Origin of the sequence: Pseudomonas sp. UBT (assembly GCF_050915955.1) — a bacterium.
GTDB lineage: Bacteria > Pseudomonadota > Gammaproteobacteria > Pseudomonadales > Pseudomonadaceae > Aquipseudomonas > Aquipseudomonas antarctica_A.
Genome location: NZ_CP168079.1, coordinates 529,663 through 551,436 on the forward strand (window position 1 = coordinate 529,663; position 21,774 = coordinate 551,436).

19 protein-coding genes are annotated in these 21,774 nt (G+C 61.6%); 8 read left to right on the plus strand and 11 right to left on the minus strand.

What is annotated here, in order from left to right; translation table 11 throughout:
- Positions 1-60: 60 nt before the first annotated feature.
- From ACDZ94_RS02480 to ACDZ94_RS02495, 4 genes are all read right to left on the minus strand, one after another.
- The gene (locus ACDZ94_RS02480) at positions 61-528 is read right to left on the minus strand and encodes a preQ0 transporter (RefSeq protein ID WP_053257839.1); all 468 of its coding nucleotides are present in this window, start codon (positions 526-528) and stop codon (positions 61-63) included.
- A gap of 162 nt (positions 529-690) precedes the next feature.
- Positions 691-906 carry a DUF1289 domain-containing protein gene (locus ACDZ94_RS02485; protein WP_060754280.1) on the minus strand — a complete coding sequence of 72 codons (216 nt, stop codon included), beginning with the start codon at positions 904-906 and terminating at the stop codon, positions 691-693.
- Positions 903-1,427, minus strand: a complete 525-nt coding sequence (locus ACDZ94_RS02490) for a gamma carbonic anhydrase family protein (protein WP_064454007.1) — start codon at positions 1,425-1,427, stop codon at positions 903-905. Before ACDZ94_RS02490 ends, ACDZ94_RS02485 begins: the two co-directional genes overlap by 4 nt.
- 35 nt (positions 1,428-1,462) lie before the next feature.
- Positions 1,463-2,065, minus strand: coding sequence for a CoA pyrophosphatase (locus tag ACDZ94_RS02495; RefSeq protein WP_017736785.1), 603 nt, complete (start codon positions 2,063-2,065; stop codon positions 1,463-1,465).
- A gap of 147 nt (positions 2,066-2,212) precedes the next feature.
- On the opposite strand from ACDZ94_RS02495, the gene ACDZ94_RS02500 reads away from it, so the two are divergent.
- From ACDZ94_RS02500 to nagE, 7 genes are all read left to right on the plus strand, one after another.
- Positions 2,213-2,761: an NUDIX hydrolase gene (locus tag ACDZ94_RS02500; protein ID WP_064454008.1), complete on the plus strand. Its 549-nt coding sequence runs from the start codon at positions 2,213-2,215 to the stop codon at positions 2,759-2,761.
- A gap of 40 nt (positions 2,762-2,801) precedes the next feature.
- Complete coding sequence (locus ACDZ94_RS02505) at positions 2,802-3,305, plus strand: L,D-transpeptidase family protein (RefSeq protein WP_064454009.1); 504 nt, start codon at positions 2,802-2,804, stop codon at positions 3,303-3,305.
- Positions 3,306-3,568: 263 nt separating this feature from the next.
- Positions 3,569-4,327, plus strand: a complete 759-nt coding sequence (locus tag ACDZ94_RS02510) for a GntR family transcriptional regulator (RefSeq protein WP_064454010.1) — start codon at positions 3,569-3,571, stop codon at positions 4,325-4,327.
- A 10-nt stretch (positions 4,328-4,337) separates the two neighbouring features.
- The gene (gene nagA, locus ACDZ94_RS02515; RefSeq protein ID WP_262666217.1) at positions 4,338-5,444 is read left to right on the plus strand and encodes an N-acetylglucosamine-6-phosphate deacetylase; all 1,107 of its coding nucleotides are present in this window, start codon (positions 4,338-4,340) and stop codon (positions 5,442-5,444) included.
- The gene (locus ACDZ94_RS02520) at positions 5,437-6,447 is read left to right on the plus strand and encodes an SIS domain-containing protein (protein ID WP_407016287.1); all 1,011 of its coding nucleotides are present in this window, start codon (positions 5,437-5,439) and stop codon (positions 6,445-6,447) included. Before nagA ends, ACDZ94_RS02520 begins: the two co-directional genes overlap by 8 nt.
- Positions 6,448-6,476: 29 nt before the next feature.
- Positions 6,477-8,987, plus strand: a complete 2,511-nt coding sequence (gene ptsP / locus ACDZ94_RS02525; protein WP_432751022.1) for a phosphoenolpyruvate--protein phosphotransferase — start codon at positions 6,477-6,479, stop codon at positions 8,985-8,987.
- A 26-nt stretch (positions 8,988-9,013) separates the two neighbouring features.
- The gene (nagE, locus tag ACDZ94_RS02530; RefSeq protein ID WP_064454014.1) at positions 9,014-10,720 is read left to right on the plus strand and encodes an N-acetylglucosamine-specific PTS transporter subunit IIBC; all 1,707 of its coding nucleotides are present in this window, start codon (positions 9,014-9,016) and stop codon (positions 10,718-10,720) included.
- Positions 10,721-10,837: 117 nt separating this feature from the next.
- On the opposite strand, the gene ACDZ94_RS02535 is transcribed toward nagE, so the two are convergent.
- The 5 genes from ACDZ94_RS02535 to purL form a co-directional block, all read right to left on the minus strand.
- On the minus strand, positions 10,838-11,101 hold the full coding sequence (locus ACDZ94_RS02535) for a DUF6124 family protein (protein WP_064454015.1): 264 nt from the start codon (positions 11,099-11,101) through the stop codon (positions 10,838-10,840).
- Between the two features lie 359 nt (positions 11,102-11,460).
- Entirely contained in the window at positions 11,461-11,913 is a 453-nt protein-coding gene (locus ACDZ94_RS02540; RefSeq protein ID WP_407016209.1) for a hypothetical protein, read from the minus strand.
- Entirely contained in the window at positions 11,897-12,535 is a 639-nt protein-coding gene (locus ACDZ94_RS02545; RefSeq protein WP_064454018.1) for a DUF6036 family nucleotidyltransferase, read from the minus strand. The genes ACDZ94_RS02540 and ACDZ94_RS02545 overlap by 17 nt, the downstream gene beginning before the upstream one ends.
- A 311-nt stretch (positions 12,536-12,846) precedes the next feature.
- Complete coding sequence (locus ACDZ94_RS02550; protein ID WP_015885716.1) at positions 12,847-13,158, minus strand: NIF3 1; 312 nt, start codon at positions 13,156-13,158, stop codon at positions 12,847-12,849.
- Positions 13,159-13,162: 4 nt separating this feature from the next.
- Positions 13,163-17,059 (minus strand): phosphoribosylformylglycinamidine synthase, encoded by a 3,897-nt coding sequence (purL, locus tag ACDZ94_RS02555; RefSeq protein WP_407016208.1) that lies wholly within the window; start codon positions 17,057-17,059, stop codon positions 13,163-13,165.
- Positions 17,060-17,345: 286 nt separating this feature from the next.
- On the opposite strand from purL, the gene mltF reads away from it, so the two are divergent.
- On the plus strand, positions 17,346-18,806 hold the full coding sequence (mltF, locus tag ACDZ94_RS02560; RefSeq protein WP_407016207.1) for a membrane-bound lytic murein transglycosylase MltF: 1,461 nt from the start codon (positions 17,346-17,348) through the stop codon (positions 18,804-18,806).
- A gap of 138 nt (positions 18,807-18,944) precedes the next feature.
- Here mltF and ACDZ94_RS02565 read toward each other — a convergent pair whose 3' ends face one another.
- Entirely contained in the window at positions 18,945-19,223 is a 279-nt protein-coding gene (locus ACDZ94_RS02565) for a PTS transporter subunit EIIB (RefSeq protein WP_221295593.1), read from the minus strand.
- Positions 19,224-19,225: 2 nt separating this feature from the next.
- Complete coding sequence (ptsP, locus tag ACDZ94_RS02570) at positions 19,226-21,766, minus strand: phosphoenolpyruvate--protein phosphotransferase (protein WP_432751023.1); 2,541 nt, start codon at positions 21,764-21,766, stop codon at positions 19,226-19,228.
- Between the last annotated feature and the right edge of the window lie 8 nt (positions 21,767-21,774).

Below are 21,774 nucleotides of genomic sequence, written 5' to 3' on the forward strand. Positions count from 1 at the left end.
TCAGGGGAGCGGATCATGGGGAGAAAGGCCGGCATTTTACATGAACTGTAAAAATTGGCCTCAGTTGGCGACGGCCCGTTTGCGCAAACGCCACGCCATGATCAGCCACACCACCGTGACCCCGGCGAATTTCGACACCAACGCCGTGCCGGCCACCGCTGGCGTCAGCGCGCCGATCAGGCCAAAGAAGATAAAGGTATCGATGGGAATGCTCAGCGCCGAACTTATCCACAGGCGATCATGCAGCGGGCGCTTGGTGATGCTGAACACCAGCCAGTCGATGCACTCGGACACCGCGAATGCCGTGGCGCTGGCCAGGGCAATGGACGGGTCGGAGGTGATATACGACAGCACCAGCGCCGCCAGCATGGCAATGATCGCGCCGTGGCCGAAACGGGTTTGCACCATGTCGCGCAGGATAAACACCAGGCCACCCCAGGCGGACCAGATAACGTCCAGGTGCGGGGCGGTGGAGAAAGCGAAGTTAATCAGCACGACACTGCTGATGTAGGCGATCAGGAAGAACATGAGGGGATTGGCCTGTGGGTAATGCGCAACAGGGTACACAAATAAAGGGATATCGTCTGGCAGGGCCTCTTCGCGAGCAAGCCCGCTCCCACACTTTGACCCTATTCCTACAGGATAAACACGATCAAATGTGGGAGCGGGCTTGCTCGCGAAAGCGGTCTATCAGGCCCCCGACTTACCGGGCATCATCCACACCAACCCACTCGCCTTCGCCCGCTCATGGCACAACCCCAGCACCACTCGGCGCTCGGTGTTGTCCATGCGACTCCAGCGCGTAATCTCATCCACGGTGCGCTGGCAGCCGGTGCAAATATCGTCATCATCCAACGCGCAAATACTCACGCACGGTGAGGCGACAGGCCGTTCTACCGGGTTCATTCTTCTTGCTCAGCCAAATCACGCGCATACCGCTGCGCGTTATGCACATAGTGTGCAGCGCTGGCTTCGAGCATGCGCTTTTGCGCCTCGGTCAGTTCCCGCACCACCTTGCCCGGCGAGCCCATCACCAACGAGCCATCGGGAATTTCCTTGCCTTCGCCGATCAACGAATTGGCGCCGATGATGCAATGCTTGCCGATCCTGGCGCCGTTAAGGACGACTGCGTTAATGCCGATCAAACTGTAGTCGTCGACGGTGCAGCCATGCAGCATGGCGTTATGACCGATGGTCACACCGGTGCCCAGGGTCAGCGGATAGCCCATGTCGGTGTGCATCACGCTGCCGTCCTGCACGTTGCTGTTCTTGCCGATCAGGATCAGTTCGTTGTCGCCACGCAACACCGCGTTGAACCAGACGTTGGCGCCCTCCTCCAGCTTGACCTTGCCAACCAGCGTGGCATTCGGCGCCACCCAGCTGCGTGGATGAGTCTCGACGCGGGCGTCGCCCAGGCGGTATTTCATGGTTTTTCCTCACGGCTGGCCATTCAAGCGATGGCTTATATATTGATAAAGCTCTTGGGCGGCTGATGCAGGCTGATCTTCGCGTCGTCATAGAGCAGGTTGATCAGCTCGACAATCATGATCGCCGTCAGCCCCCAGATCTTGTATTCGCCAAACCGATAGCTGGGCACATACCAACTGCGGCCCTGGTAATCGATTCGGTGGGTATGTTCGCGCGGGTCCTGACGGAAAAACTCCAGGGGCACGCTGAAGACCGCAGCGATCTCCGCATCATTGGCCAGGTATTCGACGTAATCGGGGATAACCCCGACATAGGGCGTTACACGGATGCCGTGCAGGGAAATCAAGGGGCTCAACGGGCCGATGACCTCCACTAGGCCGGGCGGCAAGCCGATTTCTTCTTCGGCTTCGCGCAGTGCGGTAAAGATCAGGTCCGGGTCTTCGGGGTCACGTCGCCCGCCCGGAAACGCCACTTCGCCACCGTGGGTCGACAGGCCGCTGGCGCGCAAGGTCAGGATCAGCTCAGGTTCGTCACTGCGAGTAATCGGCACCAACACCGCGGCCTCGGGAAAACGCCCGTCAGTCTCCAGCGTGTGAGGGGTGTGATTGCTTACCCGGCGGAGTAGCTCGTCCAGCATGAGTCATCTCGGTCTGTTGGCTACCTTGCATCATGCACCAAAGCGTGCGGGTGCCCAACCCCAAAACCCGGTGCATGTCGCGAAACGACAACTTGCAGGAAAGCCTGGCACCGAGCCAAGATGTGCCGACTCTCCAGGAACCCCAGCATGAACTTCTGCAGCCAGTGCGGTAAACCGGTTACCCAGCGCATTCCCGAAGGCGACGCACGCCTGCGCTTTGTGTGTGATCACTGCTCGACCATTCACTACCAGAACCCCAATATCGTCGCCGGCACCGTACCGGTGTGGGGCGATAAAGTGCTGCTGTGCCGCCGCGCCATCGAGCCCCGCCTGGGTTACTGGACACTCCCAGCCGGTTTCATGGAGAACGGCGAGACCGTGGAACAGGCCGCCATGCGCGAAACCCTGGAAGAGGCCTGCGCCCGCGTGCGCAACCTGAGCCTCTACACCCTGATCGATGTGCCGCACATCAGCCAGGTGCATATCTTCTACCGCGCAGAGCTGGTCGACCTGGACTTTGCCGCCGGCCCCGAAAGCCTTGAAGTGAAGCTGTTCGATGAAGCCGACATCCCTTGGTCAGAGCTGGCTTTCCGCACAGTCGGGCGTACCTTAGAATGCTTCTTCGCTGACCGTCAGCAACAGCTGTTCCCGGTTCGCAGCGAGTCGGTGCCGCCCATGACGCGGCCGGCCAAATAACAACACTCCAGGCAGCACCTTTACTAGGGAAACCGTTTTAATGCGTTGGTTGCTCGCTCTTATCTGCCTGTCGTTCGCTACCCTGTCTTCGGCCTCTTCGGTGGAAACCCTCGGCGGCAAACCTGTCGAGAAAATCCTGGTGCTCAAGTCCGCCCATCAGTTGCAACTGATCAACGACGGCAAGCCGCTCAAGAGCTATCGCATCTCCTTGGGTAAAAACCCTAAAGGCACCAAGCAGTTCGAAGGTGACCGCCGCACGCCGGAAGGCTTTTATTGGATCGACTGGCGCAAGACCAGCGACCGCTTCAACCTGGCCATGCACATCTCCTACCCGAATATCAGCGACTCCGCCCGTGCGCGCCGCGAAGGCGTGAGGCCAGGCAGCATGATCATGATCCACGGTACGCCCGACACCGAGGAATACCCGGAGCAGTGGTTCCACACCCTGGACTGGACCGACGGCTGCATCGGCATGCGCAATGTGGATATGCGCGAAGTCTGGAACCTGGTCAAAGACGGCACCATGATCGAGATTCGGCCGTAAAGTGGTACCGCTCGTAAAATAATTCAAAAATAATTTCCTGCCCGCGGCAGCACCTGCCGGTGAATACCAGTTCACCGCGCGGGCTGCGCACTTGTGCGCGCCATAAAGACCTCTCTAATACCACTTGATACCAGGCACCATTAAGGCGCCCTGAAACCGGCACTCGCACCGTTTTGGCAGCATTGACATGGTATTTAAGTGGTATTAATTTCCGGCCATTACCGGGCGACAACACTCCAATAACCGCATCGGAAACTTCACAGATGAACCCTATCCTGACGCTGCGCCCCGACGACAAACAATCCACGCCGCTGTACCTGCAACTGGCCCGCAACCTCGAAGCGGCGATCCATGCCGGCCAGTGGAAATCCGAGCAGGCACTGCCATCGGAACGCGCCCTCAGCGAGCAATTAAGCATCTCGCGGGTCACCGCCCGTAAAGCGCTGGAAGTGTTGTTTGCCCAAGGCCTGATCCGCCGCAGCCAAGGTTCTGGAACCTTTATCACCCCGCGCCTGGAACAACCGCTGTCACGCCTCTCAGGCTTCAGCGAAATGTTGCGCCTCAAGGGGTTTGTGCCGAGCTCCCAGTGGCTGGAGCGCGATATCACCCAGCCAACCCACGAAGAGCTGATCCGCCTGGGCCTGTCGCCCACCGACAAAGTGGCGCGCCTCAAGCGTCTGCGTAAAGCCGACGACACCGTCATGGCGATTGAAATGACCGCCATGCCTGCCTCAGTGCTGCCGCACCCGCAAGCCATCGGCAATTCGCTGTACGAATACCTAGAAAGCATCGGCAAGCCCATCGTGCGCGCCCTGCAACATATCCAGGCGATCAATGCCTCGGATGAGTTCGCCAAGCTGGTAGGCATCGCCCCCGGCACCGCCATGTTGCTGATGACCCGCGTCGGCTACACCGCCGACAACACGCCGATTGAAATCACCGACACCTACTGCCGCAACGATTACTACGACTTTGTCGCAGAGCTGCGCCGCTACGATTTTGCCGCTGAATTGCGGCCTTAGAGAACTGCCCATGTCCGAAGATAATATCCTCACGCCCCACGGCTGGATTCGCGGCCGCCTGGTGCACGAACACGGCAAGGTGGTCGCCATTGAAGGCGCGCCGTGCGACCCCGCTGAAAACGATTTGCCGTACCTGCTGCCGGGCTTTATCGACCTGCATGTGCACGGCGGTGGCGGCAAAGACATCATGGAAGGCGTCGACGCCTTCGAGACCATCACCCGCACCCACGTGCGTTTTGGCACGACGTCGCTGCTGGCCACCACGATGACGGCACCGGTGGACGAAATCTCCCGCGTGCTTGGCCAGCTCGGCACTTTCTGCGAGCAGCGCCCCACCGGCAGCGCCCGTGTACTCGGCGTGCACCTGGAAGGGCCGTACATCAACCCCGGCAAACTCGGGGCCCAACCCAACTTCGCCCACACCGCACTGATGGCAGAAGTGGAAGCCTATCTGCGCCTGGCGCCGATCCGGGTGATCACCATTGCTCCGGAGATCGCTGGCCACGATGCCCTGATCCGCGCGCTCAGCCAACGCGGTGTGCGTATGCAGATCGGCCACACCTTGGGCAGTTATGAAGAAGGCGTCGCCGCCCTCGCTGCCGGCGCCACCAGCTTCACGCATTTATATAACGCCATGAGCCCGCTGCATCACCGCGAACCGGGCATCGTTGGCGCCGCCCTGGCGCACGCCAAATACGCTGAGTTGATTCCGGATTTGCTCCACGTACACCCCGGCGCCATCCGCGTGGCCCTGCGCTCGATCCCGTGCCTGTACTGCGTCACCGATTCCACCGCCGCCGCCGGCATGCCCGACGGTGAATACAAGCTGGGCAGCCACACCGTGACCAAATGCCTGGGCGGCGTGCGCCTGGCGGACGGGACCCTGGCCGGCAGCACACTGACCATGGATCAGGCGCTGCGCAACCTGGTGAAAATCGGTCTGCCCATCAGCGAAGCCTCACAACGCCTCTCGCAATTTCCTGCGGATTACCTGGGCCTGGAAGAACGCGGGCGCCTGCAACCGGGCAGCTTTGCCGACTGCGTGCGGCTGGACCGCTCCCTGCACCTCACCGACGTAATGGTCGAAGGAGAAACCATTGACTTCAAAAATGCTTGAAGAGGCCCTGGCCTCCTGTGACGCCGTCGCGGCGCAACTGCAACGCCTGAACCCGATGCTGGAGGAAGTCGCCGGGCGCCTGCGCCGCCAGCCACCGCAAGTCGCGATGACCATTGCCCGTGGCAGTTCGGACCATGCCGCCAGCTACTTCGCCTACCTGGCCATGCAGCATGTGGGCATTCCGGTGGCGTCGTTGCCGATGTCGGTGGTGACGCTGTTGCAGGCGCCGCTGAAAGTCAGCGGCCAGGTCGCGTTCGGTTTCTCCCAGTCGGGGCAAAGCCCGGACCTGGTCAACAGCCTGCGCTTGCTGCGCAAACGCGGCGCCTTGAGCATTTCGATGGTCAACGCCGAGGACTCGCCGCTGGAAGCCGCCTGCGAATTCCATGTGCCATTGTGCGCCGGCCCGGAACAAAGCGTGGCCGCCACCAAAAGCTTTATCGCCACCCTCAGCGCCAGCGCGCAGTTGATCGGCCACTGGAACCAGGACCTGTTGCTGCTGCAAGCCTGCCAGGCGTTGCCCGCCGGCCTGCGTGAAGCCGCCACACAGGATTGGACCGCCGCCATCGACGCCTTGCGCACCAGCCAACGGCTGATTGTCATCGGCCGAGGCGCCGGTTTTGCCATCGCCCAGGAAGCTGCGCTCAAGCTCAAGGAGACGTCGGCGATCCAGGCCGAAGCCTTCAGCAGCGCCGAAGTGCGCCACGGGCCGATGGCCTTGATCGACCAAGGCTACCCGTTGCTGGTGTTCGCCCCACGCGGTGCAGAGCAAGCTGGCCTGCTGAGCCTGGCCGCCGACATGCGCCAACGCGGTGCCCGCGTGCTGCTGGCCGCGCCGGACGATATCAGCGAGCGCGACCTGACCCTGACCCGCGCCGAACACCCAAGCCTTGACCCGATCCTGGCGATCCAAAGCTTTTACGTAATGGCCGCTGGCCTGGCTGAAGCGCGGGGCATGGACCCGGACCAGCCGCGTCACCTGAGCAAAGTTACCCGCACTCACTGAGTAGCGTTTTCCTGATGAGTACCGTGCCCATGTCTTACAACAATAATGAATTGACCCTAAGCGCCCCACTCTGTGGCCCGGTGCTGACCCTGGGCAACGTTCCCGACGAAGTGTTCGCCAGCGGCGCCATGGGCGACGGTATTGCCATCGACCCGCTGAACGACTGCCTGCACGCGCCCTGTGACGGGGTGATTATCCATGTCGCCCGCACCGGGCATGCGCTGACGATTCGTGCCGAAAACGGTGCGGAGGTGCTGATGCATGTGGGCATCGACACCGTGGAGCTGAATGGCGAAGGGTTTGCGCTGCTCGTAAAGGAAGGCGCACGGGTGAGTCAGGGCCAGGCGCTGGTGCAGTTCGATCTGGACCGGATTGCGCGCCAGTGCAAGAGCCTGATCAGCCTGATCATTCTGACTAATGGCGAGCACTTTGAGCTGCGGCCGGTGGCGGGAAAAATCGTCAAGCTTGGTGAGCCGTTGCTACACATCGTGGCGCGCTCGGCAGCACCGGCTCAAACGCCTGTGGATAACGCGTTCACCGAAGTCCGTGCCAGCGTGCGTATCACTCACCGGGGTGGTTTGCATGCGCGCCCCGCCGCGTTGATCCGCAAGACCGCCCAAGGTTTCAGCAGCCAGGCGCAGCTGCACTTCGCCGGTAAATCGGCGGCGTGCGACAGCCTGATCGGCCTGATGGGGCTGGGTATCGGCGAAGGCGACGAGGTACGTGTCACTTGCCGCGGCAAGGATTGCGAGGCCGCGTTGCAGGCGTTGGTTGCGGCACTGTCTGTCGCCATCAGCGAAGAACCGCACGCGCCGGTTGCCGTCGCGCCACGCAAGGCAAATACCGAAGCCGGTGTATTACAAGGCGTGTGTGCAGCGCCCGGCCTGGTGTGCGGGCCGCTGTTTCGCCTGACCGGTATCGAGCTGCCGGCAGACACCGGCAACCATCGTGCCGACGAACAACTGCAACGGCTGGATACGGCCCTTGAGCACGTGCGCGGCGAGATCCGCACTACGCTGGACCAGGCACGCCAACGCAAAGCCGTCGAGGAAGAAGAGATCTTCGCCGCCCACCTCGCGCTGCTGGAAGACCCGACGCTGTTGGACGCCGCCACCGGTGCCATCGAACACGGCAGCGCCGCCACCCACGCCTGGCGTGATGCGATCCAGGCGCAATGCGCCGTGTTACTGGCGCTGGGCAAACCGCTGTTTGCCGAGCGCGCCAATGACCTGCGGGATCTGCAACAACGCGTGCTGCGCGCACTGCTGGGGGAAACCTGGCACTTCGAATTGCCTGCCGGTTCAATTGTCAGCGCCCATGAACTGACGCCATCCGACCTGCTGCAATTGAGTGCGCAAAACGCCGTAGGCATTTGCATGGCCGAAGGCGGCGCCACGTCCCACGTCGCCATTCTGGCCCGCGGTAAAGGCTTGCCTTGCGTCGTGGCATTGGGCGCCGAAGTGCTCGATGTGCCCCAAGGCCAACGCGTGGTGCTGGATGCGGCCAACGGTCGCCTGGAACTGGCTCCCAGCGAGGCGCGCCACGCCGAAGTGCACCAGATTCGCGACGCACAAACACTGCGCCGCCAACAGCAACAGGCCCACGCGCAGGAACCGGCCCGCACCACCGATGGCATGAGCATTGAAGTCGCCGCCAATGTCGCCTCCAGCGCCGAAGCCCAAGTGGCCTTTGAAAACGGCGCCGACGGCGTCGGCCTGTTGCGCACCGAATTCCTCTTTGTCGACCGTCGCACCGCGCCGGATGAGCAGGAGCAGCGCCAGGCCTATCAAGCCGTGTTGGACGCTATGGGCGACAAGTCAGTGATCATCCGCACCATCGACGTGGGCGGCGACAAACAGCTCGACTACCTGCCGCTGCCCGTCGAAGCCAACCCAGTGTTGGGCCTGCGCGGGATTCGCATGGCTCAGGTGCGGCCTGAACTGCTCGACCAGCAATTGCGCGCCCTGCTGCAAGTCAGCCCGCTGGAACGTTGCCGCATCCTGTTGCCGATGGTCAGCGAGGTCGACGAATTGCTGCAGATCCGTCAGCGCCTGGATGAATTGTGCGTGGAGCTGGAATTGACCCAACGCCCGGAGCTGGGGGTGATGATCGAAGTCCCCGCCGCCGCGCTGATGGCCGAGCAGTTGGCCCAGCATGCGGACTTCCTGTCCATTGGCACCAATGACCTGTCCCAGTACACCCTGGCCATGGACCGCGACCACGCCGGCCTCGCCGCCCGGGTCGATGCGCTGCACCCGGCCTTGCTGCGGCTGATCGCCCAGACTTGCGCGGGGGCTGCCAAACACGGGCGTTGGGTCGGCATCTGCGGCGCCCTCGCGTCCGACCCGCTGGCCACGCCGGTACTCATCGGCCTGGGTGTCAGCGAACTGTCCGTCAGCCCGCCGCAAATCGGAGAAATCAAGGACCGTGTCCGCCACCTGGACGCGGCTCAATGCCGGCAATTGAGCCAACGCCTGCTCGACCTGAGCAACGCCAAAGCCGTTCGCCAAGCCTGTCAACACCACTGGCCGCTGAGCTGAAAACAACAAGAATAGGGAGACACGCCATGTACCAACACTTTATCGAAGGCTTGCAACGCCTCGGCCGTGCGCTGATGTTGCCGATCGCGATCTTGCCGATCGCCGGCCTCTTGCTGCGCCTGGGCGACACCGACCTGCTCAACATCGCCGTGATGCACGATGCCGGGCAAGCGATCTTCGCCAACCTCGCGCTGATCTTCGCCATCGGCATCGCCGTGGGGTTTGCCCGCGACAATAACGGTACAGCGGGCCTGGCGGGCGCAATCGGTTACCTGGTGATGGTCTCCACGCTCAAGGTGATGGACACCACCATCAACATGGGCATGCTCGCCGGTATCGCCAGCGGCTTGATGGCCGGCGGGCTGTACAACCGCTTCAAGGACATCAAACTGCCGGAGTACCTGGCGTTCTTCGGCGGGCGGCGGTTTGTGCCGATTGCCACGGGTTTCTCGGCCGTTGCGCTGGGGGTGATCTTTGGTTTGATCTGGCCGCCGATCCAGCACGGCATCAACAGCTTCGGTGTGTTGTTGATGGAAAGCGGCAGCATTGGTGCCTTCGTATTTGGCGTGTTTAACCGTCTGCTGATCGTCACCGGCCTGCACCATATCCTCAACAACATGGCGTGGTTTGTGTTCGGCAGCTTCACCGACCCGGTAACCGGTGCAGTGGTCACCGGCGACCTGACCCGCTACTTCGCCGGCGACCCGAAAGGGGGCCAGTTCATGACCGGTATGTTCCCGGTGATGCTGTTCGGCCTGCCCGCCGCGTGCCTGGCGATGTACCGCAACGCGCTGCCGGAACGCCGCAAAGTGATGGGCGGGATTTTCCTGTCGATGGCGCTGACCTCGTTTTTGACCGGTGTGACTGAGCCGATTGAGTTCGCCTTCATGTTCCTCGCGCCGTTCCTGTATTTGATCCATGCGCTGCTGACGGGCCTGTCGATGGCGGTCACTGACCTGTTGAATATCCACCTGGGCTTTACCTTCTCCGGCGGCTTTATCGACATGGTGCTGGGCTGGGGCAAGTCCACCAATGGCTGGCTGGTGTTCCCGGTCGGGTTGGCTTACGCGGTGATCTACTACAGCGTGTTCAACTACTGCATCCGTCGCTTCAACCTGAAGACACCGGGTCGCGAAGATATCCCGGTGGTGCAGGCCGAGGCGATGAGTGAGAACCAGCGGGCCGGTGCGTACATCCGTGCGCTGGGCGGTGCGGCTAATTTGTTGAGTGTCGGCGCCTGCACCACGCGCCTGCGGTTGGACATGGTGGATCGCAACAAGGCAGTGGACGCGGAACTGAAAGCGCTTGGCGCGATGGCCGTGGTGCGGCCGGGCAATGGCGGGAGTTTGCAGGTGGTGGTGGGGCCGATGGCCGACAGCATTGCTGATGAGATTCGCTTGGCCATGCCGTCATTTGTTGCCACTGCACCGGTAGCGGCTGCGCCTGTGGATAAGCCGGTTGCGGTGAATGTGCACGAGGCCGAGAAATGGCTGAGCGCCTTGGGCGGACGCGGGAATGTGCGGCAGCTGGAAGCCGTGGCGATGACCCGGTTGCGCGTGGAATTGGGGGATGACTCGGTGCTGTCCGAGGCCGACTTGACTGCGCTGGGTTGCCAGGGTGTGAGCCAGTTGGACAGCGGGGTTTGGCACCTGTTGATTGGTGACAAGGCCTTGGGGTTGGGCGAGGCGCTGGAGCGGTTGGTCAGTGGCCGTGAGGTCGGCGCCAGGGTTTAGCGCTGTAGCGGCTGTTCTGGCCTCATCGCGGGCAAGCCCGGCTCCCACATTTGACTGTATTCACAGTTCAACATGTGGGAGCGGGCTTGCCCGCGATTGGGCCCGACAGGCGCCCGATTACTTCTGTTCAGGCACCTCAACTAAATCCAACACCCGATCCACCATCAACTGAATACCCTCCAGCATCCGATGAATCCCCAGCACCGCATCACGCTGCGGGCCGTCGATATCAAACGCCAGATTGCCCGCCAGCGCCTGCACGGATGCCAGGTCTTGGGAGGCGTTGGCGAGCAGGGTTTCGCTGTTCAGGTTGGGCAGTACGGTGAAAATATGGTCGGTAGATTGAGAATCAGATGGAGGATTGGGACTGTCTTTGATCATGGTAAATCTCCTGAAAAATAGGAGCTGCCAACATCACTTGCAGATGATGGGAGGCAGCTGTGCGCGGGTCTGCAAGACCGAGTCAGGAGCAGCTCGGCAGACCCGAAGGTCTCCCACGCACAGCCACCACAAAACGATGACCATGAAAAACGCCACGATTATAGCGGCGCTTCTTAGCTCCCAACATGATTTCGGCAGGCTTGCAGTCCCGATCGCTGAATTGGCAGCGACTGGCGAAGGTTAATGAGGCCAGTTCCGAGGGACAACCTGAAAGGCCTGTGGGAAATCTCCGAGACCTGAAGATAGCGCAGACAATAAAAAACCCGGCCTAAGCCGGGTTCATTGTTTGCAATCTACGCCTAAGCAGACGCCGCACGCTGCTCAGCTTCGTAATGGCGAGTCTGGAAAGGCATCAGTGCTTGAACCTTCAAACCCAGCCCCTCACTCAACCCCCAAGACACCGCCAGTTCATCACGACGGCTGCGCAGCGCAACAGCGCCTTGCGGTTGCACGTTGTGCTTGGCAGCAGAACCCGAAAACAATTCAAGCGCCTTCAACGCTTCCAATACCCGGGAATCCGTCGCACATGAAAAGCGCGTGAAGCGCTCAAGCAAGTAACCTGCGCGGCGAAGCTCCACTTCACTGGAGTGCGCCTTCAGAAAAGCCCTCACCTCGCCCACAAGGTTCGCGTCCGAATACCAAACCGCCTTCGCTGCAACGACAAGCGCAGCGTCATCAGCCTGATTCAAAGGGCTTTTGACCAGCGTATCCAAGGCGGATGAGAGGACGGGAGCGTTAAAAGGCTTCGTCAACTTCAGTCTCCAAGTAGTCGTGCAGAATATTGGTCAGAATGGATCTAGGTGATTCTTTATTGCCAACATACATATCAATCGCCTGCAATGCCAATCGACGGAACTCAGTGGTAACGATGAAGCCTGCCCTGAGCAACGCCATGATGTCGCTTATATCCTGATCAGTAGCTCTGCCCAATTTGGAGATCGCAATATCGATAGGCGCAGCTATGTGCAGATGCAGTGAAGATTTATCAGGAAACGCCTCGAGGGGAATACTTCGTTCCCAGTAGTCTTCATGAAGCGGGCCAAATGCAGTGTTGTATTGAAGATCGTAGTTCAGCTCCATGACGCGGCCGGATTGCTCATCGAAAAATGTTTCTGGAAACTCCGCCAGCAATGTCCGTAGACGCAATGTGTCTCGCGCATTCGCGCAATAAATTTCTGCATCCACATCAGTGGAAACTCGATGGTGCGTATACAAATGGACAGCACAACCGCCAAAGACAATAACCTTTACCGCGCCGGGCTTGGCGCCCTCAACCATCAACTCCACCTCGATGGACTTGAACATTGAAATCAAAGCCTGGCCCAGTGGGGTATTCGTATTGAGTCGGGGAGAGACGACATCTGGAAAACCCATTATTGAATCTCAAGCCGGTGCAACGTTGTTGAACGGGTATTGAGCTCAAATCCCGATCACTGACTTTTCAGTGACCGAGCAAGGCTATTGAGGCGGGTTCCGAGGGACAACCTGAAAGGCCTGTGGGAAAGATCTCAGGCGCCTGTCCCGGCGCGTTCGCGAGCAAGCTCGCTCCCACGTTTGATCGGTGCCCGACGTGGCAATGCGGTCAAATATGTGAGCGGGCTTGCTCGCGAATAGGCCCTTGCAAACAACAAAAAACCCGCTGACCAAACTGGCCCAGCGGGTTTCTTGTTTCTACAATCTGCGAATCAAAAATCCGCCAACTGCCACACCTCATACGCCGGTGTCTCATAGGGATGGCTCAGTTTCAACGCGGCCACAACCGCCACGATCAACTCATCCGCCACCACCAGCTCAACCTTCCATTCTTCAACCACTTCAACCTGGCCGACTTGCCCGATAAACGGCTGGCTGCCGTCCAACGCGCGAAATTGGCCCTGGCCCAGCACTTGCCAGGCACAGCTGTCGTAATTGCCGATGCGCCCGCCGCCAGCGGCAAAGACGGCGGTTTTCACCGTCTCCACATGGCTGTCGGGCACAAAGAAGCTGAGCTTGTACACCGCCTTAGTTCACCCACACGCGGGCGTTGCGGAACATGCGCATCCAGGCGCCGTCTTCGTTCCACTCTTCCGGACGCCACGAGTTCTGCACGGCGCGGAATACACGCTCCGGGTGCGGCATCATGATGGTCACGCGACCGTCGCGGCTGGTAAGGCCGGTGATCCCGCGCGGCGAGCCGTTCGGGTTGGCCGGGTAGCTTTCAGTGACCTTGCCGTGGTTGTCGACGAAACGCATGGCCACACAGCCGGACAGGTCGGCTTCGAGCAAGGCTTCTTCGCTGGAGAACTCAGCGTGACCTTCACCGTGGGCAATGGCGATCGGCATGCGCGAACCGGCCATGCCTTGCAGGAAGATCGAGTTGGATTCCTGCACCTGCACCATGGCGACACGGGCTTCGAACTGCTCGGAACGGTTACGCACAAAGTGCGGCCAGAACTCGCTGCCCGGGATCAGCTCGTGGAGGTTGGACATCATCTGGCAACCGTTGCACACACCCAGAGTGAAGCTGTCGTTGCGCTCGAAGAAACCCTGGAACGCATCGCGAGCACGGCTGTTGAACAGGGCCGACTTGGCCCAGCCTTCACCGGCACCCAGCACGTCGCCGTAGGAGAAACCGCCGCAGGCCACCAGGCCTTTGAACTCGTTGAGGTCAACGCGACCGGCGAGGATGTCGCTCATGTGCACGTCGATCGCATTGAAGCCGGCGCGGTCGAACGCGGCCGCCATCTCCACCTGGCCGTTGACGCCCTGCTCACGCAGTACCGCAACTTGTGGGCGAATGCCTTTCTTGATGTAAGGCGCGGCGATGTCCTGGTTGACGTCGAAGCTGAGCTTGGTGCTCAGGCCCGGGTTGTCTTCTTCCAGGATCACGTCGAATTCCTGCTCGGCGCACTCAACGTTGTCGCGCAGACGCTGGATCTGGTAGCTGGTTTCAGCCCACTGGCGTTGCAGCAGACGGCGCTGGCCGGCAAACACAGTGTCGCCGTTGAAGGAGATATTGATCTCGCCATTGTTGATCGGCTGGCCGATCACGGCCACGCAGTCGTCCAGGCCAGCGGCGCTGAATTGTGCGAGTACGTCCGGCGTAGCGTCCTGGCGAACCTGGATCACGGCGCCCAACTCTTCGTTGAACAGGATGCCGTTGATCTCGGAGGCGTCCTCGGCAACGCTGTCGAGCACGATGTTCAGGCCGCAATGACCGGCGAAGGCCATTTCCACAACGCTGGTCAGCAAACCACCGTCGGAACGATCGTGGTACGCCAGCAGGTGGCCGTCGGCATTCAGGCCCTGGATGACGGCGAAGAAGGCTTTCAGGTCTTCAGCGTCATCCACGTCCGGCGCGTGCTTGCCAAGCTTGCCATGGGTTTGCGCGAGGATCGAGGCGCCCATGCGGTTCTGGCCACGGCCCAGGTCGATCAGGATCAGATCGGTGGTGCCCTTGTCCATGCGCAGTTGCGGGGTCATGGTTTGGCGGATGTCGGTAACCGGTGCGAAACCGGTGACGATCAGCGACAGCGGCGAGGTGACGCTCTTGTCGGTGCCGTCTTCGTTCCAACGGGTAGCCATGGACATCGAGTCCTTGCCCACCGGAATGGTGATACCCAGTTCAGGGCACAGCTCCATGCCGACCGCCTTGACGGTGTCGTACAGGCGCGCGTCTTCACCCGGGTGACCGGCAGCGGACATCCAGTTGGCCGACAGCTTGATGTCGGACAGCTTGCCGATGCGGGAAGCGGCGATGTTGGTGAGAGTTTCACCAATGGCCATGCGACCCGACGCCGGAGCGTCCAGCAGCGCCAGCGGCGTGCGCTCGCCCATGGCCATGGCTTCACCGGTGTAGACGTCGAAGCTGGTGGCGGTGACGGCAACGTCGGCCACCGGCACTTGCCATGGGCCGACCATTTGGTCACGGGCAACCAGGCCGGTGATGGTGCGGTCGCCGATGGTGATCAGGAAGCTTTTGCTCGCCACGGCCGGGTGGTGCAGCACGCGTTCGATGCTGTCGGCCAGTTCCAGCGTGCTTGGGTCGAAGTCATCGCCCAGCTCGGCTTCACGTACCGCCGAACGGTGCATGCGCGGGGCTTTGCCCAGCAGCACTTCGAGTGGCATGTCGACCGGGCTGTTGCCGAAGTGACTGTCGGTAACCGTCAGTTGCGGTTCGGCAGTGGCTTCGCCGACCACGGCGAACGGGCAACGCTCGCGTTCGCAGATGGCCTGGAAGCGCGCGAAGTCTTCAGGGCCGACGGCCAGCACGTAGCGTTCCTGGGATTCGTTGCTCCAGATTTCGTGCGGGGCCATGCCCGGCTCGTCGTTTGGAATGTTGCGCAGCTCGAAACGGCCACCACGGTCGCCATCGTTGACCAGTTCCGGGAAGGCGTTGGACAAACCGCCGGCGCCGACGTCGTGGATGAAGCTGATCGGGTTCTTGTCACCCAACTGCCAGCAACGGTCGATGACTTCCTGGCAGCGGCGTTCCATTTCAGGGTTTTCGCGCTGTACGGAAGCGAAGTCCAGGTCAGCCGAGCTGGTGCCGGTGGCCATGGAGGAAGCTGCGCCGCCGCCCAGGCCGATCAACATCGCCGGGCCGCCGAGTACGATCAGCTTGGAGCCGACCAGGATTTCGGCTTTCTGTACGTGTTCTTCACGGATGTTGCCCATACCGCCGGCCAACATGATCGGCTTGTGGTAGCCGCGCACTTCATCGCCACGCGGGGTGGTGATGGACTGCTCGAACGTACGGAAATAGCCGGTCAGCGCCGGGCGCCCGAATTCGTTGTTGAACGCGGCGCCGCCCAGTGGGCCTTCGATCATGATGTCCAGCGCGGTAACAATGCGCTCAGGCTTGCCGTACGGCACTTCCCACGGCTGTTCGAAGCCCGGGATCTGCAGGTTGGACACGGTAAAACCGGTCAGGCCCGCCTTTGGCTTGGCGCCACGGCCGGTAGCACCTTCGTCACGGATTTCGCCACCGGAACCGGTGGCGGCGCCCGGGAACGGGGCAATCGCGGTCGGGTGGTTGTGGGTTTCAACCTTCATCAGGATGTGCACCGGCTCCTGCACCGCGCCGTACTGGCGGGTTTCAGGGTCCGGGAAGAAACGCCCGGCGACGGAGCCGACGATCACCGAAGCGTTGTCCTTATAAGCCGACAGAACGCCTTCGCTGTGCATCACGTAGGTGTTCTTGATCATGCCGAACAGGCTTTTTTCCTGGCTTTCGCCGTCGATGTCCCAACTGGCGTTGAAGATCTTGTGACGGCAGTGCTCGGAGTTGGCCTGCGCAAACATCATCAGTTCGATGTCGTGCGGGTTGCGCTTCAAGCCAATGAAGGCGTTGACCAGGTAGTCGATCTCGTCTTCGGCCAGGGCCAGGCCCAGTTCGGTGTTGGCCTTCTCGAGGGCGGCGCGGCCACCGCCCAGCACGTCAATCGCGGTCAGCGGCTTGGGCTCGGCGTGGCTGAACAGACCGGCAGCCTGTTCCAGCTGGCTGACGATGATCTGGGTCATGCGATCGTGCAAGCTGCTGGCGATCAGCTCGGCCTCGGCATCGCTGAACTGGCCGGCGACGTAGAAAGCGATACCGCGTTCCAGGCGCTGGATTTTTTCCAGGCCGCAGTTACGCGCGATATCACTGGCCTTGCTCGACCAGGGCGAGATGGTGCCGAACCGCGGCAGAACCAGGAACAAGCGGCCGGTCGGCTCTTGAACGGGAACGCTGGGGCCGTACTTCAGAAGGCGTGCGAGCACTTGCTGTTCGTCGGCGGTCAACACGCCGGTAACGTCGGCGAAGTGAGCAAATTCAGCATACAAGCCTGTAACCGCTGGAACCTTTTGGCTCAATTGCTCAAGGAGTTTGCTGTGGCGAAAGGCAGAAAGGGCAGGAGCGCCGCGCAGGATCAACATCTTCGGGACAGCCTCGGGAAGGGGTGTGCTTTGAGGCCGTGCATTCTAGCGTAAACCGCCGCCAACGGCACCCGAAACGGCACGGCTGGCGGCTGCCGAACGTCAGTTGGCACTGATTGCACGGTATCGGAGCGTTTTCCAAGGGTTTGCGCGCAGTTATTTTAACCGTCACAAACCCTCGTCAACCCACGTTTCTGCGGGCTTCAGCCCGGTTTTGCGGGCGCTAGCAGACAAGTCCCCTGCTGTCGAGATATGGCGCCGAGGGTCGTTTGCGTATACTGCGCAGATGTTCTCCCCTACTGCTTTACGCCCGCGATGCGCCAAATGGCTCATCGCAACCGGACTCTTCCTGATGCTCAGCGCCTGTGTTGATAAGCCCAGCACGCTCGAGCGAATCAAGGAGGATGGCGTATTGCGGGTGATCACCCGGAACAGCCCGGCGACGTATTTCCAGGACCGCAATGGTGAAACCGGTTTCGAGTACGAACTGGTCAAGCGTTTTGCCGATGACCTGGGTGTGAAGCTGGAGATCGAGACCGCTGATAACCTCGATGACCTTTTCGGCCAATTGGGCAAACCCAAGGGCCCGGTTCTGGCCGCCGCCGGCCTGGTCAGCAGCGAGCAACGCGCGCAACAGGTGCGCTTCTCCCATCCGTACCTGGAAGTGACGCCGCAGATCATCTACCGCAATGGCCAGTCTCGCCCGACCACCCCGGCGGACCTGGTGGGCAAGAAGATCATGGTGCTTAAGGGCAGCACCCACGCCGAGCAATTGGCCGAGCTTAAAAAGCAGAACCCTGCGATTGAATACGAAGAGTCCGACGCCGTTGAAGTGGTCGACCTGCTGCGCATGGTGGACGAGGGGCAAATCGACCTGACCCTGGTGGACTCCAACGAAGTCGCGATGAACCAGGTGTACTTCCCCAACGTGCGCGTGGCGTTCGACCTCGGCAATGCCAGTAACCAGAGCTGGGCCGTGGCGGCGGGGGATGACAACAGCCTGCTCAACGAGATCAACAGTTACCTGGACAAGGTAGAAAAGAACGGCACGCTGCAGCGCCTTAAAGACCGCTATTACGGGCACGTTGATGTACTCGGCTATGTCGGTGCCTACACCTTCGCGCAGCATTTGCAGCAGCGCCTGCCCAAGTACGAAAAGCACTTCAAAGCCTACGCCAAGGAAGAAAAAGTCGATTGGCGATTACTGGCAGCCATCGGCTATCAGGAATCGCTGTGGCAGCCGGCCGTCACCTCCAAGACCGGCGTGCGCGGCCTGATGATGCTGACCCAGAACACCGCCCAGGCGATGGGCGTGTCCAACCGCCTGGACGCCAAGCAAAGCATCATGGGCGGCGCCAAGTACCTGGCCAAGATCAAGGATGAGCTGGACGACAGCATCGCCGAGCCGGACCGCACCTGGTTCGCCCTAGCCGCCTACAACGTCGGCACCGGCCATCTGGAAGATGCGCGTACGCTGGCCAAGCGAGAAGGCCTGAACCCGAACAAGTGGCTGGATGTGAAGAAGATGCTGCCGCGCCTGGCGCAAAAGCAGTGGTACAGCAAGACCCGCTACGGCTATGCGCGCGGCGGTGAGCCGGTGCACTTTGTGGCGAACATCCGGCGCTACTACGACATCCTCACGTGGGTGACCCAGCCGCAGCTGGAAGGCAACCAGGTGGTCGAAGGCAACTTGCATGTGCCGGGTATCGACAAGACCAAGCCGCCTGAAGACACCCCGCAGCTTTAACACCAGACTCGCAAACACTGCAGAATCCTGTGGGAGCCGGGCTTGCCCGCGATGGCATTCTTACAGCCGACACATGCGTTGCCTGACATACCGCTATCGCGAGCAAGCCCGCTCCCACATTTTTGATCTCCGCCTGGCTTAGAGGCCGGTGAGCAGATGCACGACGCCGCCGGTCAACACCATCACCCCCGCAACACCCGCCGCCTTCAGCGCCTGCGCATCCAACCGCCCGGCATCCTGCAGCTGCACGCGCACCCGCGTCAGCGCCACGCGCTGCTGCGACTTGAGATTATCCGCGCCACCCAACGCATTCAGCATTTCGGCCGACAACAAACTCGGTGGCGGCGCCACCACCGTCTCGGCAATCAGATCCGGGGTCAGGGCTTTCCAGAACGCCCGCTGCAATTTCTCGAACATGCTCAGTGCTCCACGACAGGTGAGGTTTCAACGGTGGCCGCGTGATAGAGGCGCAGGGCCTCGCGCACTTGGGCAGCTTCTTCCAAGCCGAGCACCTGGCGGGCGATGATCTGGCAGTCGGCCAGGTCCAGCTCGCGCACCGTGGCCTTGATGGTCGGGATCAGCGGTACGCTCACTGACAATTCATCCACGCCAAGCCCGATCAACACCGGCACCGCCAGCGCTTCGGACGCCAACGCGCCGCACACACCGACCCACTTGCCATGCGCATGGGCGGCCTTGACCGTGGTGGCGATCAACCGCAGCACCGACGGATGAAAACTGTCGGCCTGGCTGGCCAGCCTTGGGTGGTCGCGGTCCATCGCCAGCGTGTATTGGGTCAAGTCATTGGTGCCAATAGAGAAGAAATCCACATGCGGCGCGAAAACGTCCGCCATCAACGCGGCAGAAGGCACCTCGATCATGATCCCCAGCTTCGGTAGTTCGCAGAGCCCCAGCGCCAGCGCTTCTTCTTCAAGAATCTTGCGCGCCAGGTGCAGCTCCGACAGCAGGCTGACCATCGGCAGCATGATATGCAGCCGCGCAAACCCGGCACTCGCCAGGATCGCACGGAACTGCTCGCGCAATAACGCGGGGCGTTCCAGGCACAGGCGAATACCGCGCAAACCGAGGAAGGGGTTGGTCTCGCTCTCCATCGGCACGTAGGCCAATGGTTTGTCGCCACCGACGTCCAAGGTGCGCACGACCAAATTGCGCTCGGTGCCCAGGGCGCGGGCGATGGCGCTATAAGTACCGGCTTGCTCCTCGGGGCTCGGTGCGCGATTGCGGTCCAGGTAGAGGAACTCCGAGCGCAGCAGGCCGACGCCTTCACCGCCCAGGCTCAGGGATTGCTCCACCTCCTGCAACGACGCGACGTTAGCCGTGACCTCAACGTGATGACCATCGCGTGTGATGGCCGGTAAGGCAGCCTGTGCCACTTCGCGTTGACAGCGCAGCACCTGCTGCTGCCGGGCTGCCTGCAGTTGTTCAATTTCGGCCAGGTCCGGGTCCAGGTGCAGCTCGCCTTTGTCGGCGTCAAGCAGTACTTGTTTGCCGTTGGCCAGCGCCAGCACGTGCGCTGGCACACCGCAAATAGCCGGAAGACCCAGTGCCCGGGCGAGGATCGCGACATGGCTGGTCGCGCCGCCGCCGACCGTGACAAAGCCCAGGACCTTGCGTGTGTCCAGGCTGGCGGTCTGTGACGGGGTCAGTTGCTCGGCGATCAGGATGGTTTGCTCAGGCAAGTCCCAGGCACGCTCCTGGACACCGAGGATCAGTTTAAGCACGCGCTGGCCGACATCCGCCAAGTCTGCCGCGCGCTCGGCGAGCAGCGCGTTGCCCAGGCCCTGGAACAATGTGGCGGTGTTTACCGTGGCGCGGTTCCATGCAAAGGCAGCGCTTTTGCCATTGGCCAGCATGGCATGGGCTTGCTCCAGCAGGGTTGGATCTTCAAGCAGCTCTTGATGGGCGCGGAAGATCTCCGCCTGGGCACTGCCGGCCGCCTTGGCCTGCAAGGCTTGCAGCGCCTCGGTTGCCGCCAGCAGGCCACGTGCCAATATGGCCCGCTCGGTCGCCTCTCCTGCGCCCGCTTCGGTAATCTTCAGTTCAGGCTCGGCCACTTGCACCACCTGACCAAATGCCGACCCCGGGGACGCACATACGCCCCGCAGCAAGGTCGCCGACGATACCGGCGCAACGGCCTCGACCACCTCGGCCACCTCAGCCGGTGCCGCGATCGTCTCGCCACACCCTTCAGCCAGCAGCGCGACCAATGCCTCGATCGCCGCCTCGGCATCCTCACCCGCCGCACTCACCTGCAAGGTATCGCCCTGCACGGTTTGCAGCGCCATGATCGCCACCAGCGACTTGGCGTTGGCACTCTGGGTTTGCTTGTGCAGGTAAATGCTGGCACTGAACCCTTTCGCCGCCTGGGCAAAGACCGCCGCAGGACGGGCGTGCAAACCGTTGGTATTGGGCAAGGTCAGCGGCTTGGAAAACCGCGCATCGCCCTCCTCCTCGACCGCTGCGGAAGCGGCCTCCCCCGGTGATACTCGCAACAGCGGCTGGCCTGCATCCACCACACCGCCGTCCTCGGCCAGCAGCGTAAACGGTTCGCCACTGACCACCAGCATCAAGGTCAGCAAACTGCGCGCATTGAGCGCCACGTAGTCGGCGTCGAACTCAATCAGCGGCTGCCCGGCCTCCACCCGCTGGCCTTCCTGCACCAGTCGGCGGAAGCCCTGACCCGCCAGGTTCACGGTGTCCAGGCCGATATGCATCAGCACCTGGACGCCATTGTCGTCGGTCACGCTGACCGCATGACCACTGTCCTGGATATTGCTGATCACCCCGGCCAACGGCGCGCACAGGGTTTGCGAGGTGGGATCGATACACAGGCCGTCGCCGATCACGCGACTGGCGAACACTGGGTCGGGCACCTGATCCAGCGCCAGCAGCACCCCGGACAGGGGCGCCAGCAGTTCCAGGGGTTGAGTTGTGGTCATGACTTCAC